Raw genomic sequence first — 12640 nt, 5'->3', positions numbered from 1 at the left:
GCATTGATTTCCTCTAAAAAATGTACTCTAATATACAACGATTATTTTAGATAATCATCCTATAGTTTAGCTTTTTATATGCTTTAATAACCTAAATTTATGTGAAACTACATTGGGGAAAGATATGAAAGATTTTAAACTTATAGATTTACTTTTCTTTAATCGTTTAATCATGCCAAGTATATTAACCATTCTGTACTGGTTATCGTTAGCTTGCGTCGTTCTGAGTTGTTTATTCAATATATTCCAAGGTAATTTTTTTTATGGATTGTTCTGTTTAATTAGCGGGGCTATTGTTACACGTATTGGCTTCGAATTAATCTGTGTGACTTTTAGCATCAATAGAAATCTAGAAAAACTCGTTGCAATGCAATCTGAAAACACCAATAAACTCACTAATTCAGATAATTAAACATGCTCTTTTCTAAACCAACTAAATATATCCAACACTAACTGTTGGATATATTTAAAGCCCATCGAGGATTTACCTCAATAGCCAGTTCATTACCTTCTTTAGATTGCAAATGAATCATACCAGCATAAGCTATCATCGCACCATTATCGGTACAAAACGCAACTCTAGGGTAAAAAACTTGTCCTTTTCGCTGTTGCATTAATTGTGTTAATTTGTCACGCAAAGGCTTATTGGCACTCACACCACCAGCAATGACTAAACGGTTAAATCCCGTATGATCAAGTGCTCGTCGGGATTTAATGACCAAAGTATCGACTAACGCATCTTCGAAAGCACGGGCAATATCGGCTTTGGTTTGTTCATCAATCGCATTATCTTGACTATGCTGATGAATGGTATTGGCTGTGGCTGTTTTAAGACCAGAAAAACTAAAATCAAAACCTGGTCTATCTGTCATCGGTCGAGGAAAATGGAATCGAGAAGATAAGCCTTGCTCAGCTAATTTTGATAATTTCGCTCCTCCAGGATAATCAATCCCTAGCAATTTAGCAGTTTTATCAAATGCTTCACCTGCTGCATCATCAATGGATTCGCCAAGTAGCTGATATTCCCCTACTCCAGTCACACTGAAAAGTTGAGTGTGTCCCCCTGAAACTAATAAAGCCACAAAAGGAAACGCTGGCGGATTATCTTCAAGCATAGGGGCAAGTAAATGACCTTCCATATGATTGACGGCAATCGCAGGCACATTCCACGCATAAGCGAGTGATCGCCCAATCGAGGCTCCTACCATTAATGCTCCAATTAATCCGGGCCCAGCCGTATAAGCCACACCATCAATATCGCGCGAAGTTAAATTAGCTTCTTTTAAGGCCGCTTGAATCAGTGGTACGGTTTTACGAATGTGATCACGTGATGCAAGTTCCGGTACCACTCCACCATAATCAGCATGTAACTTGACTTGTGAATAAAGTTGATTGGCAAGCAATCCATGTTGATCATCATAAATCGCCACCCCTGTTTCATCGCAAGATGTTTCAATACCCAAAATTTTCATTACTGATTACCTGAAGAGTTGAATTTATCATCTTCGCTCCAACGATCTTGTTCGCTTATCTCTTTATTAGCAATACGGTGTTCTTCCGTTGCCCAGTCACCGAGATCAATAAGTTGGCAACGTTTACTACAAAAAGGTCGATAAGGACTAACGTCTGACCATTCGACTTGTTTTTGACAAGTCGGACAATTTACAAAAGTGTGTGTTTGATTACTCATTTCAGTTTCTTCAAAATAGACTTTACCATAACTAACAACAAGCTAGTTCAAATTCAATCGAATCATGTGTTGTGTTTTCGCAAGATTCAAGGGGTAAAAAACGGATACTATACCGTGACATATGCCCCGATACTTGAGGATAAACATTTTTATCTAATGAAACACGAACACGAATTAAGTTAATTTCTCCGTTAGTTTCTTGAAAAAAATTGTTACTACAATGATATTTTTTAAACTCGCCCAGCTGTCTTATAAGTTGCATACAAGAAGATAATGCCTCATCTAATAAAGACAACTGTTGCAGCCAATTTCTTACCTGAAGGTTTCGTGTTTCTTGAGACAGTTTCAACCATAAATAAAAGAAAGGCAGATCAAAACTACAACACCCACCCGGAATGGTTAAACGTTGCCTTATTGACGTAATAAAACGGTCGTCTTTTAATGACTGCCCTAAACGAGCGGTTGCATTAAATTTGACTAAAAACGAATCGAATCGGAGGATTAAATCACTGATTAGATCCTTATCAACACCATCAATATTCATCCATGAAATCAGTTTTTGTTTTTGTGATTCAATTTCTTTAATGAGTTCCCCTCTGACATCACTACGCTCTATTATCTCAAGAAGTTCAGATAAGGCATGGAAAAAGAGCAGCGCATTATTTTCATTCAAATGGCAATGCGTATTAATTTGTTTTAATAAAAATTCTAATCGTAACCAAGTACGCATTTTTTCATTTAAAGGATGTTCAAAAATAATATTATTCATACTTATCCATTCTTAATTTTTGAATTTTTTAAATATTGTTGATGTAATTTACAAACCTGCTGTTTTAATGAATCTAAATCATCATTGTTAATAATAATATCATCAGCATACGACAAACGTTTGCCAGAACAAACCTGTGAAAATATCATTTTTCGGGCTAATGACTCAACAATATGATCACGATTCATAAGACGTTCTAATTGCAATGATTCAGGTATATCTATCATTAATACGCGATCAGCAAAATGATGTAAATTATTTTCAACAAGTAATGGTACCACCCAAATGACATAATCAGCAGTTTGCTTTTCAATTTGAGCTTGGGTTTCTTGCTGTATAATCGGATGTAATAAACTGTTCAACCAAAGACGTTCATGGTCATTATTAAAAATAATTTCTCTTAATTGACGACGATCCAATTCACCGTCAGGTAAGACAATTTCTTGACTAAAATGTTTTACAATTTGAGAAAATGCTAAGGTGCCACTTTTTACAATTTGGCGAGCAATAATATCAGCATCAATAATTGGAACCCCTAAATCAGCAAATAGATGTGCAATGGTACTTTTACCACTGGCAATTCCACCACTGAGTGCAACAACATAAGGCATGAGACAATTCCAATTAAAAAAAACAATTTTGCGTAGTATATCATACTACTGACCTTCATTATATAACCTTAATCTCTGAAACAAAACAAGGAAAACACATCGTAAAACAGTCCAATCCAATATACAAAATTAAACGCACAATCATTTTTTATAACATTATGAATATATTTAAACTATTATCATTTATTGTTGATATACAGGTTAAAATTCAACCTCCGTTATTTTGTAACAAAAGCCAGATAACATTCACCTTAATAAACACAATTAAACCTTGTTGAGCAGAAATAAAATAAAAATCAATGAAAGAAAGGGTTGGCATTATTAACTTAGCTGTATATAATCACATATATCTGTATAAATAAACAGGAAAATCGAATGAGACCATTAACTGAACGCCAACAGCAAATTTATGATTTAATCAAAGATAATATTCAGACTACCGGAATGCCACCAACACGAGCAGAAATAGCTAAAATATTAGGTTTTCGTTCAGCTAATGCAGCAGAAGAGCATTTAAAAGCTTTAGCCAAAAAAGGCGCTATTGAAATGATTGCCGGCTCATCAAGAGGTATCCGCCTGTTACTTGAAAATCATGAAAAAAATGAAGCGGAAGGTCTACCGCTTATTGGTCAAGTAGCAGCCGGTTCACCGATTCTTGCTCAAGAACATATTGAAAGTTATTATCAAGTGGATCCCAATTTATTTAAACCCAATGCCGATTTTTTATTACGTGTACAGGGAATGTCAATGAAAGATATCGGTATATTGGATGGTGATCTACTGGCGGTGCATAAAACTCAGGATGTTAAAAATGGACAAGTTATTGTGGCACGCATTGAAGATGAAGTGACAGTTAAACGCTTATCTCGTCAAGGTCGATATGTACATTTGATTGCCGAAAATAGTGAATTTTCTCCGATTTTGGTTGATCTTGAGCAACAAAATTTTGCTATTGAAGGCATAGCTGTGGGTATCATTCGCAATGGATCATGGTTGTAACTTAGTATAAAATAGTCACAAATTATAGCTAATTCAGGAGAAAATGGTATGTGGCTATTTTGGTTATTTGAAGCGTTAGGATTTGTTGCCGTTATTATCCTCATTTTTGTTTATTGCCGTTTTCGTAAACAAGGATTTTGGTCGTTTCTTTGGCGGCGTTTAAAATGGGTGGCTATTGCTATTCTTGTGGTTTGGCTTGCTATTGCAATATTGTGTAGAAATCACTTATTTAGTGCGGTTCACTGTTATTTTCGTGGTGAAAGTATGCATGCCAACACCAAATACTCAATCTATTTAAGTGAATGCCAAGTTGAAACGCCAAGTGGTAGTTACGTGCCAATCGAACGATCCCGAGCGATACCGGGTTCAAATGACCACCATAATGAAGATAATACTATTGATTATTACCATTAATATTCAATTTAACTAAAAATTCAGATAAAAAAATAAGGTAATTTCGGTGAAAATTACCTTATTTTTATTTCAGTTATGTGATTTTACATTCTGTTTTAACAAACCTTATTAACATCAAAATTATTTAGTCATTTCACTTAACAAAGAATGTTGTAAACTTGAAGCATTGTCAAAATCCGTCAACTCATTACCATTAATAGCTTGTGGTACTTTGGAACCTTCTAATGGTTTACCCAGTACCTGCGACGCTAGTACTAAACCTTTATGCTCCATAATAGAATGGGTATAAAAGTTAATCAAATCTTGTTGGGTAATTTTTTTCAATTGATTGATTTTTTTCTCACGTGAATCAAATTTAAAGCGTGATAAACGATAATCTGACAGATAAAGATTTAATTCTTCCTCTAGCGTTTGTGGCGGCATTGTCAATTCATTGAGCACGCCTTTTTTATATTGCTCAACATCTTGATCGGATAATTCTTTCAATTTACTTAACATGTTAGGATAAAAATCTTGATAGCGTTTAAGTAAATAATCAGGATCATACTGATTACTTTGAATTAAAAATCCTAATCCTGACGATTCACCTATGGTAAACGGAATGGTAAACACGGCATAACCAAGCTGCTCGTTACTGCGCAACTGCTCATAAAAAGAAGGTTCAATCATTTTGGTCAGCGTATAACTTAAAACTTGTCCCTCGATTTCACTATAATTCGCTGGAATATATCCAATCATTAAAGCATTGTCGCTCGAAGTTGCATGTTGCGTAATTTTTGCTGTCTGCGTCGATGTTATTTTTATCGTTGGTTTTGGTTCAAACTCGATATTCGCATCCAACGTTTTTTGTATTTCCTGATAAAGTTTGAGTGAATTATCGTTCGATATATTCCCTAAACTGATCATATAAGGAACGGATTTCGACAGTAACTTATCACGATAAGCCAATACATCATTCACACTGATATCCGCTGTTATTCGGCGTTTATCACTGCGTTCGAAGTAAGGAATATAAGATAAAGCTTTAACTGGTTGCATCGATAATAAATAACTATTAGCATGATCGGCGGCATCAAGTTTTTGAAGATACCAGGATTTCGCTAATGCTAAACTTTGCTCATCAATATTAACATTTCGATAGCTATTTAAGATAGCGGTTATCATATCTGGCAGATGTTGATTAAAGCCCGTTGCAGTGATCATTAGTCCATTATCACCCGAACATGATAAAGACATACCTGCGACACCTGCCTGAAATTCTAACTGCGCTAAATTTCGACTGACGATATAATCAAGTAAATAAAAAATGACCTGCGATTTTACATCTTTAAATGCCTCGTTATTGCGCAATGAAACCACTATGGCAGCTTTCGGATCTTGTTTAAAATATTGACTAGCTAAATGAATATGATTTCCCCGTTTGTTAAACTCAACGGCTGGTAATGGAGTTTCACTTTGCTTTACAATCGAAAAGTCATCGGGGATATAAGGATTGAGCGCTGGTAAGGTAAACGAGAAATCTTTACCTAACGCTGTCCAATTTAATTTTTCTTCTTTAGTAATGTTATCAATTTTGTAAGGCGCTTCAACAAAATAAGCGGTTTTATTGGTTGCTTGATTCGGTGAAATCGTCCATATTCGGGTATTATCGGCAGTTAAACTTTTTAGTCGGGCGATAATTGCAGACTTATCAAAATGCGTTGCAATATAATCTGAATTAAGAACATTTTGAATTGGATATAGCAACATCTGATCCGATAACCATTCAACATAGGACATATCCCGTTCAATATCTTGATATTTAAATCCTAAATCTAAGACTTTCTTAAACTCCTCATAATAAGCTTCGGTTACACCTTCTTTTTGAATTAACTGCAAATAATTAAAAATAGCGCCAATAACTTTATCTTTCTGACTAAGCCCTGCATCGGTTAAACTGACATTAATACTAAAAATACCACTATTGCCATATCGATTTGGTGAAATCGAGGAGGATATACTTTCGATTAATCCTTGTTTTTGAAGTTGGTCAGATAATGTATTTTGGCTACTGTTACTAATTAAATAAGTGATATATTCATCACTTTTATCGGCAAATTTAGCTAAATTGTTTTCAATGGGAAATTGCAATAACAACAACTTTTTAGGTTGTGCAGGAATCATATAAATTTGTTTACCTAACGTATCCGACGTCATTGCCTGCTTATCAATTTTTGGCGCAATAGTATGGCGATTGGGAATCTTTCCATAGGTATCTTCGGCTAATTTTGCCAATTTATTTATCGATTGATTACTGTAAATGACCCCGACCATAATATTGGCAGAATAATAATCGTGATGAAAATTGACTAAGGCATCTTGTAGTTTACTGTCTGGCTTATCACTTAATGTTTCTAAGTTACCCCCTGAAAATTGTGATGCAGGATGTTCGGGATTAATGGTTTCAGCATTAACTTGTTCAATTCTAAAACCATCATTGGATCGTGCCATAGTCAATTCGGCATTAACGGCATTGCGTTCTTTATCGGCAAATTTAGGATCTAAGATAGGCTCGGCAATGGCATCAGCTAAATAATCCAATGCTTTATCAAAAGCACTATTTTCAACTTCAAAATAAAATGCGGTACGATGTGCGGCAGTACTTGCATTATAACTGCCGGTGTGACGGCTTAAAAATTTAGAAAAACTTGCTGGTTTAGGATACTTTTTTGAGCCCATAAGTACCATGTGCTCAGTATAATGCGCTAAGCCTTGCTGTGCTTTTGGATCTTGCAATGAACCAACCGGTAGTGCTAGTGAGCCAAGCGATTTGACTGCATTGGGATCAGACACCAGTAACACTTGCATTTTGTTTGGTAACTCAATCACTTCATATTGACGTTTATCTCGTTCACTTTGTTGTACCTTTTCCAATAATACAGGGTGAACAAGCTTATTATCAATTGCGCTAGAAGAGTTGGAAATAATGAATCCTAACGCAGTAAAAATAATCAATTTAATTTTCATCTTATTCATATAATTTTCCCATTTAAAAAACTATTATAGTCTTAATTCAACAATTAAGGGCAAAAAAACATAAATAAACAATAGCTATCAAACTAAACAAAACTACACCAAATATTTCTATTCTTTGTTATATGTATTTTATATAATCCACGCGTTTGGATAACCTAAACCATGTAATTAAAATTACATCATCCTGTGATATTACCTAAGATTTCTATTTTTTGCTGATTCAGAACAACTCATTGATTAATTTACATCATTTCAATAGTGCTTTGATTCATACACAAATAAAAATAAAAACATAGATTTTGAAATATATTGAATTAAGGTGGTTTTATGTCTTATAAGTTAGTCTTAATGCTAAGTTTTTTTGCCTACAGTTCTACTATATTAGCAAACCCAATTTATGGAAATAACGCAATCAAAGCAGAACAATTATTAAATGAAAGCATTGAAGCAAAAAAAATGCAAAATTTTAATCTCGCTGCGCAAAAATTAGAATCTGCGCTTGTACTATCACCAACTAATTCAGACATACTTGTCCAACTTGGATTTAACTATTATGCACTGAAAAACTTAGATCAAGCAAAACAAGCGTTTCAAAAGGCTTTAGTCTTAGCCCCCAATTATGTCGATGCCCAATACGGATTGGTCAGCGTTGTGTTAGCACAAAATATTGATAATCCAAGTGAAGCTGAATTACTACTCAATCACTATTTAACGCAATCACCCAATGATACCCAATTGTTAACATTAAAAAAAACAATCACTGACATCAAAAAATCGATTCATTACTGGACACTCAATGTTGCTGGTACTCATAGTCATTTAACAAAATCTTATGCAGACTGGAACGAAATGGAGTTTGCGCTATCTTATAAACTGTCTAAAACAAGTACGATTACAGGTCATGTTGCTCAATCTCATCGTTTTAATATGAATGATCAAAGAATTGGTACAACATTTTGGCATACGCTAAATGATCGTGCTTACGGCTACTTATCAGGCTTTACCGCGACGTCTAAAAAATTCTTTGCACGTTATACCTTAGCAAGTGGTGCTGACTATGTATTATTATCATCAACAAATAAATATTTTAATTCCCTTCATATCACATTGGATTTAAAGTTCGACCACTACAACGACGGAAATATCAAAAGTATTACGCCAGGGATTGAGCAATACTTCTTGAATGACCGATTATCAATTGCCGGTAAGTGGTACAATACTTATGATCAGGATAATAATCATACCAACGGTTTTCTAATTAAGCTAACCGCAACACCAATCGAAAAATTGCATCTATTTATCGGTTACTCAAATGCTCAAGAAACATCAGATCGTTCTAACCGCTATAATCATTCATTAATCAAGGCGAAAGCACATTTCGTGGGTCTAACGTATGATGTGTCTGACAGATTAAGTCTTCAATTTAACTACACTGCTGAAGGTCGAAAAGACACCAACCGCAACCGTAATTTGTACAACAAGAAAACATTAGGATGTGGTATAAAATGGACATTTTAATACGGTATATGAATATTTACAATGTCAGTATGATTTTTGCTGGTCTGATAATTGTTTTTATCACGTCAATAATTTATCTTGATCGAAGATATCATCGGAAAAGATTTAATGATTTAAAACTAAAATTAATCGATTTGATTGCACAAAAAAGTAAAGTAAACGCCTTTTATGCAAGCAAAATATCGAAATATGCATTAAATTCCGTTGACTTAATTGCCGCTTTTTTTGCTGAAAAACAGTTCAATGAGCTTGAACCGGTATTACCGCTGTTTGAAAATGAAGTATTTCAAAAAAAATTGCGCACTTTATTAAAAAAAGGAACGACGAAAGAACGCATTGATGCCGCAAACATGTTGTCTTACTACCCTTCCACACAAACCTTTGCGGCGTTGAAACATGCTTGTAAAAACCATAACCAAGAAGTTGCTGTTGCAGCAGCGCTGAGTTTAGCGATCAGTAATCCTAACGTAACTCTTGCTGAACTCATAATCTTATTGTCTAATTCAATATCGCAAAATGGTCTATTTTGTTTTTTACGATTAGTTCCATCCTATAAGCTTTTAGAGTTTGAAACCGAACTAGCAAATCAACAATTTAGCAAAATTGTTGATAATCTATCTAATATCTTAACCCAAATTTCTATAAATTATATCACGCCTTACGCTATGTTAGCTAAAGAAGATAGACGCGATTATATGCGGGCGTTTTATGAATCGTTAATCGATTTACAAAATAGTTCTTCCGGTATTATTCACAGCTGTTATCTACTTAATTTCATTAATGAATTCTGCTATCAAGAAAAGATATGTAGTATTGAAGAATTGATAACAGAATATTTTGATTTTACGACTAAGCGATTTGTCCATATCCTCGATAAAAACAACAATATTTTCAAAATTAAACACGGGTAAACTTTATGAACAATGATTTATACTATGCAATCAAGCTTTGCATGGAAGTGCTGGTTATTCTCATAATGATTGTCGGACTTTTACAAGTGCTCATCTATTTTTTGCAACTTATCATTTCTGTTTATGTCCTAATTAAAGCGCGAGATAACGATAAAAAAATTCAGAATATTAAAAAGAATGAAGGTATTTTACCGGCTATCTCTATTATTATGCCTGCCTATAATGAAAGCGTTACCATTATCGATAGTATTGAATCGATGCTCGCAACGGAATACCCTAATGTTGATATTATTGTGATTAACGATGGCTCAACCGACAATACTTTTCAATTAATTTATGACCATTTTCGATTACAAGAAACCGCCCATCATTTAAATAATGTGGAACAAAATCACCTATCTCATGCCAAAATAAGAGGGGTTTATATCTCTCAAAAAGATAGCCGTCTTCGCGTGATAGATAAAGTCAATGGAGGCAAAGCCGATGCACATAATGCGGCAATCAATTTAAGTCAAGCCCCTATCGTTTGTCTCATTGATGCTGATTCAATTTTAGAACCCGATGCATTAACTAAAGCGGTTATTCCTTTTATTTACAGTCCTAAAACTATTGCCGTGGGTGGAACCGTTCGAGTTGCAAACAGTTGTTTGATTAATAAAGGGGTGGTAACAAAAATAAAACTATCACGAAAGTACATTGTTCAATTACAAGCATTGGAATATATGCGTTCATTTTTAATGGCTAAAGTGGCCTGGAATCATATTAAAATATTACCGATTATATCAGGCGCATTTGGCTTGTTCCGTCGAGATTTAGCCATAAAAATTGGTGGATTTTCGGCTGACTCGGTTGGTGAAGATTTTGACTTTACGGTAAAATTACATAAACTAATCTATGATACCAAAGCCAATTATAAAATAGAATATGTCCCAACTGCGGTATGCTGGACTCAAGTACCCGAAAAATGGAAAGTATTAAAGAATCAACGAATACGTTGGCATATCGGTGCATTGCAAACTTATTTGCATTTTCGGGAGTTTACTTTTAAGTTAAAATATAAAAGATTAAGTTTTATTCTTTTACCTTTTTCGATTTTAACCGATATTTTAGGACCGATTGCTGAATTATTAGGTTATGTATTATTACCCCTTTTTTGTTATTTTGATGTGGTCGATGGTAATTTAATTTTATCCTATTTTTTACTTGTTATTAGTTACAATATTTTAATCACCTCGACTGCCATTGCCATTGACGGCCTCTTGCTAAGAGGATTAGATAAAATCAGATATTTTGTATCACTACTTTTTATTTCGCTAATTGATAATTTTGGCTATCGACAAATCTGTTTATATTGGAAATTTAAAGGTTTCTTCCGTTTGAAAAAAGGTAAATTATCTTGGGGAAAAATGGAGAGAGTTAAATTTGATAAATAACATTAAACGACTATCAAGCAATGTACTATTTATTCTAATTACTGTCCTGCCTGCGGCTTTTGCGGGTAATGTTTCGATGTTGAACAACCTTAAAAACACCGAAACGAGCCAATACGATACGGCATTACAACATGATTTGTCGAATCCTAATAGCGATTCGGTTTTAAGCGCCGTGGTAAATACAACGCAAATTATTGAGCAGGTAGCAATGAGTGATTCGGTTCCAATTATGATTGATCAAAATCAACCCTTATCACTTGATCCATCCGCTCAACCAGATAGTTCAAATGTTCCAAAACTGGACATTGAACAATCAACACATTCAAATACACTGGTTAATAACTTAACTTATACGGAAAAAAACCGCAATCTTGCTATGTGGAATTGGAAAGCAACCACATGGAATAACTCACCTAACCAATTTATCACAAAGATAAAATCAAAAGGGATCAATCAGATTTATTTACAATTATTTATTGAAAACCAGCAAATTGAATATGAAGAACAGCTAATAAATCTTTTAGACATCGCATTTCAAAATGGTATTGAGATCATTGCTGTTGAAGGAGCAGCAGAAATGATACTTGAAAGTGGTTTACAAAATGCGATTGAACGTAATCAGATAATTAAGCAATTCTGTCAGCGACGTATAAATAAACCTTGTCTTGCTGGAATTCAATATGATATAGAACCCTATTTATTAAGTGATTATGACCAAAATAAAGATCTGATTTGGCAACAATGGGCGCAAGCGATAAAAAAATTGAGTGAAAGTTGGGGAGGAAAAATTGAGATTGTAGTCCCATTTTGGTTAAAAGATATTAATCAAAGCAAGCAAATTATCCAGTTTATTGAACCTTATTCCTTAAAATATATTATTATGGTTTATCGTACTGATTATGAACTGATTTATGATATCAGTGCTAAATGGTTATCATGGGGAGATGAAAATCTTCATAAAATCGTTATTGCCCTTGAAAATGGTATACTCAGTGAAGAATTCGAAAAATATTACTCCTATGACCAAACGAATAGTGAAATCGAAGAAGGGTCAAATGATGAGAATTCTAATGTTAATTCAACTGATCATATAGTGGACTTCACAGAAATTAGCTTTGAAGGTAATGAAGATGAGCTATTTGGCATGATTAATGCCTTGACTGAAGTATTTTCAAACTGGAGTTCTTTCGATGGTTTTGCTATTAATGGGCTTGATGTTGAAGAAGATTAAATAAGAGCTAGTCACCTAGCTCTTCTTAATTAGCATTATCGGTTATACC

At 34.2% G+C, this 12640-nt stretch carries 12 protein-coding genes; 7 read left to right on the top strand and 5 right to left on the bottom strand.

What is annotated here, in order from left to right; all coding sequences use genetic code 11:
• Positions 1-124: 124 nt before the first annotated feature.
• On the top strand, positions 125-412 hold the full coding sequence (locus J3U36_RS11435) for a DUF4282 domain-containing protein (RefSeq protein WP_416379811.1): 288 nt from the start codon (positions 125-127) through the stop codon (positions 410-412).
• Positions 413-449: 37 nt separating this feature from the next.
• On the opposite strand, the gene tsaD is transcribed toward J3U36_RS11435, so the two are convergent.
• From tsaD to coaE, 4 genes are read right to left on the bottom strand one after another with little or no spacing between them, the layout of a single operon-like run.
• Entirely contained in the window at positions 450-1472 is a 1023-nt protein-coding gene (gene tsaD / locus J3U36_RS10220; RefSeq protein ID WP_267377797.1) for a tRNA (adenosine(37)-N6)-threonylcarbamoyltransferase complex transferase subunit TsaD, read from the bottom strand.
• On the bottom strand, positions 1472-1690 hold the full coding sequence (yacG, locus tag J3U36_RS10215) for a DNA gyrase inhibitor YacG (RefSeq protein ID WP_267377795.1): 219 nt from the start codon (positions 1688-1690) through the stop codon (positions 1472-1474). Before yacG ends, tsaD begins: the two co-directional genes overlap by 1 nt.
• Before the next feature lie 31 nt (positions 1691-1721).
• The gene (gene zapD / locus J3U36_RS10210; RefSeq protein WP_267352196.1) at positions 1722-2459 is read right to left on the bottom strand and encodes a cell division protein ZapD; all 738 of its coding nucleotides are present in this window, start codon (positions 2457-2459) and stop codon (positions 1722-1724) included.
• A 2-nt stretch (positions 2460-2461) separates the two neighbouring features.
• Positions 2462-3070: a dephospho-CoA kinase gene (gene coaE / locus J3U36_RS10205; protein WP_267352197.1), complete on the bottom strand. Its 609-nt coding sequence runs from the start codon at positions 3068-3070 to the stop codon at positions 2462-2464.
• A gap of 375 nt (positions 3071-3445) precedes the next feature.
• Here coaE and lexA point away from each other — a divergent pair, with 375 nt between their 5' ends.
• On the top strand, positions 3446-4069 hold the full coding sequence (gene lexA / locus J3U36_RS10200; RefSeq protein ID WP_267352198.1) for a transcriptional repressor LexA: 624 nt from the start codon (positions 3446-3448) through the stop codon (positions 4067-4069).
• 48 nt (positions 4070-4117) lie between these two features.
• Positions 4118-4483 (top strand): hypothetical protein, encoded by a 366-nt coding sequence (locus J3U36_RS10195; RefSeq protein ID WP_267352199.1) that lies wholly within the window; start codon positions 4118-4120, stop codon positions 4481-4483.
• A gap of 120 nt (positions 4484-4603) precedes the next feature.
• Here the strand turns inward: J3U36_RS10195 and ptrA are convergent, their stop codons facing one another.
• A complete protein-coding gene (gene ptrA, locus J3U36_RS10190) occupies positions 4604-7498 on the bottom strand; it encodes a pitrilysin (RefSeq protein ID WP_267377792.1) in 2895 nt (964 codons plus the stop codon).
• A 327-nt stretch (positions 7499-7825) separates the two neighbouring features.
• On the opposite strand from ptrA, the gene J3U36_RS10185 reads away from it, so the two are divergent.
• The 4 genes from J3U36_RS10185 to J3U36_RS10170 are packed head-to-tail and all read left to right on the top strand — an operon-like array spanning position 7826 to position 12591.
• Entirely contained in the window at positions 7826-9016 is a 1191-nt protein-coding gene (locus J3U36_RS10185) for a YaiO family outer membrane beta-barrel protein (RefSeq protein ID WP_267377790.1), read from the top strand.
• Positions 9004-9927, top strand: a complete 924-nt coding sequence (locus J3U36_RS10180) for a hypothetical protein (RefSeq protein WP_267352202.1) — start codon at positions 9004-9006, stop codon at positions 9925-9927. Before J3U36_RS10185 ends, J3U36_RS10180 begins: the two co-directional genes overlap by 13 nt.
• A 5-nt stretch (positions 9928-9932) precedes the next feature.
• The gene (locus tag J3U36_RS10175; RefSeq protein ID WP_267352203.1) at positions 9933-11360 is read left to right on the top strand and encodes a glycosyltransferase family 2 protein; all 1428 of its coding nucleotides are present in this window, start codon (positions 9933-9935) and stop codon (positions 11358-11360) included.
• The gene (locus tag J3U36_RS10170; protein ID WP_267377788.1) at positions 11350-12591 is read left to right on the top strand and encodes a hypothetical protein; all 1242 of its coding nucleotides are present in this window, start codon (positions 11350-11352) and stop codon (positions 12589-12591) included. The genes J3U36_RS10175 and J3U36_RS10170 overlap by 11 nt, the downstream gene beginning before the upstream one ends.
• Positions 12592-12640 lie beyond the last annotated feature (49 nt).

This window comes from Gilliamella sp. B3817 (assembly GCF_026536705.1).
GTDB classification, from domain to species: Bacteria; Pseudomonadota; Gammaproteobacteria; order Enterobacterales; family Orbaceae; genus Gilliamella; species Gilliamella apicola_I.
Note: the sequence above shows the minus strand (reverse complement) of the source record. Positions and strands in the feature narration are given on the sequence as shown.

What these genes read in the sequence shown, in the direction of transcription:
- J3U36_RS11435 (WP_416379811.1), top strand. Translation starts at nt 125, where the DNA reads ATGAAAGATTTTAAACTTATAGATTTACTTTTCTTTAATCGTTTAATC.
- tsaD (WP_267377797.1), bottom strand. Translation starts at nt 1,472, where the DNA reads ATGAAAATTTTGGGTATTGAAACATCTTGCGATGAAACAGGGGTGGCG.
- yacG (WP_267377795.1), bottom strand. Translation starts at nt 1,690, where the DNA reads ATGAGTAATCAAACACACACTTTTGTAAATTGTCCGACTTGTCAAAAA.
- zapD (WP_267352196.1), bottom strand. Translation starts at nt 2,459, where the DNA reads ATGAATAATATTATTTTTGAACATCCTTTAAATGAAAAAATGCGTACT.
- coaE (WP_267352197.1), bottom strand. Translation starts at nt 3,070, where the DNA reads ATGCCTTATGTTGTTGCACTCAGTGGTGGAATTGCCAGTGGTAAAAGT.
- lexA (WP_267352198.1), top strand. Translation starts at nt 3,446, where the DNA reads ATGAGACCATTAACTGAACGCCAACAGCAAATTTATGATTTAATCAAA.
- J3U36_RS10195 (WP_267352199.1), top strand. Translation starts at nt 4,118, where the DNA reads ATGTGGCTATTTTGGTTATTTGAAGCGTTAGGATTTGTTGCCGTTATT.
- ptrA (WP_267377792.1), bottom strand. Translation starts at nt 7,498, where the DNA reads ATGAATAAGATGAAAATTAAATTGATTATTTTTACTGCGTTAGGATTC.
- J3U36_RS10185 (WP_267377790.1), top strand. Translation starts at nt 7,826, where the DNA reads ATGTCTTATAAGTTAGTCTTAATGCTAAGTTTTTTTGCCTACAGTTCT.
- J3U36_RS10180 (WP_267352202.1), top strand. Translation starts at nt 9,004, where the DNA reads ATGGACATTTTAATACGGTATATGAATATTTACAATGTCAGTATGATT.
- J3U36_RS10175 (WP_267352203.1), top strand. Translation starts at nt 9,933, where the DNA reads ATGAACAATGATTTATACTATGCAATCAAGCTTTGCATGGAAGTGCTG.